We start from the raw sequence: 1,788 nt of genomic DNA on the forward strand, positions 1-1,788 counted from the left end.
TGATATGATCCCACTAAAGTGGACACACGAAATAAATAAACGTGTATCTATGGAGGTGGGATTTTTCTATGGGAAGAAAGCCAAAATTATCTGCTGATATGAAGGTATGTATCTGCAAACAATATCTAGATGGAGAGAAAAGTGCAGCAGAGCTCTCTCAGGAATATGGTATTTATTGTAATACGATTCATAGATGGGCAAAATCATACCAATCAAAGGGTGCTAGTGCATTTGATATAAAATTACATAATGCTGCCTATACGAAAGAGTTTAAACAACAAGTGGTTGAAGCTTATTTGAACGGCGGAGGCTCTATGGAAGATTTGGCTATTCGATATGATATTCCTTCAAGAGAAACGCTACGACGATGGATCATGAAGTATAATAACCTTGAAATGCTTAAGGATTACGACCCTAAGCCGGAGGTATATATGAAAGATCGTAGCAGAAACACAACACTAGATGAACGCATTGAAATCGTAAAGTATTGTTTGGAGCATGAAACAAACTATAAGAAGACTGCCGAAGTATTTGATGTTTCTTACACGCAGGTGTATCAATGGGTCAAGAAGTACCAGGCCCTTGGAGATGATGGTCTTGTCGATCGTCGTGGACAGCACAAGAGCGAAGATCAATTAAGTGACATCGAAATATTGGAATGCAAAGTCAAGTTCCTTGAGCGCCAGCTCAAGGAAAAAGAAATGGAGAACGAGCTATTAAAAAAAGTGCAGGAAATCGAAAGGAGGCGATCTTCTCCAAGGCAAAGAACGAAGCGAAATATCTAGCAGTCAAGGAACTTCACGAGGAAAAAAATTACAGCATTCAATGGATGTGCAAATGCTTAGGTATCAGGCGCTCCTCATATTACAAATGGCTAAATCGCTCGATTTCCGACAATGAACAGGAAGATATCGAGTTATCAGATATCATCGCAGAATATGATGAAAGGTATGGCGGCATCCTGGGGTATCGCAGAATGTGTATGTTCATCAATCGCGATTATGATAAGCACTATAACGTGAAACGGATTCACCGAATCATGAAGATCAAAAATATTCATTCAACCATTCGAAGAACAAGAACATGTTGCACAGTCGCAAATAAAGCGGATCAAACAGCTGCGAACATACTTCATCGAGAATTTGAAGCATCGAAGCCGAACGAAAAGTGGACCACGGATGTGACAGAATTCAAGGTGCCACATACAACAGATAAGCTTTATCTGAGCGCATTTATGGACCTGTATGATCGTTCGATCATTGCGTGGGCAATTAGTAAGCGAAATGACAATGCGCTAGTATTCGATACGTTTGAGCAGGCAATCAAGAATAATCCAGGCGCGCATCCGTTATTTCATTCAGATCGAGGATATCAATATACAAGTCCGATATTTCAAAGTAAGTTGAAAGAACAGGGAATGGAGCAATCGATGTCAAGAGTGGCCTGTTGTTTGGATAATGGCCCTACGGAAGGCCTATGGGGAATCATTAAAACGGAGATGTATCAAATGTACGAGATTCACGATAAAGAAGATTTAATTGAAGCTATTGGCAAATATATCGACTTTTATAACAATCGTCGTTATCAATCGAGATTCGACTCCAAAACGCCTATGGAAGTAAGGAATGAAGCACTGGGCAATGAGTCACCAAATCAGTATCCAATTGCATTCAATCCTAGAATATCAAAATATAAGGAATCACTTAAAAACAAAGCCCAATCAGCATAATACCAATTGGGCAAGAATTTTTACTTATTTAATGTGTCCACTTGACAGGGACCAGATCA

Annotated in this window: 2 protein-coding genes; both read left to right on the top strand. The window is 39.5% G+C overall.

What is annotated here, in order from left to right; genetic code table 11:
* Nucleotides 1–68: 68 nt before the first annotated feature.
* A complete protein-coding gene (locus ACTQX6_RS12555) occupies nt 69–785 on the top strand; it encodes a helix-turn-helix domain-containing protein (protein WP_320863034.1) in 717 nt (238 codons plus the stop codon).
* Nucleotides 749–1,729 carry an IS3 family transposase gene (locus tag ACTQX6_RS12560; protein WP_272007959.1) on the top strand — a complete coding sequence of 327 codons (981 nt, stop codon included), beginning with the start codon at nt 749–751 and terminating at the stop codon, nt 1,727–1,729. Before ACTQX6_RS12555 ends, ACTQX6_RS12560 begins: the two co-directional genes overlap by 37 nt.
* The last annotated feature ends 59 nt before the right edge of the window (nt 1,730–1,788 follow it).

The sequence above is a fragment of the Faecalicoccus sp. LCP19S3_E2 genome, assembly GCF_052121255.1.
GTDB lineage: Bacteria > Bacillota_I > Bacilli_A > Erysipelotrichales > Erysipelotrichaceae > Faecalicoccus.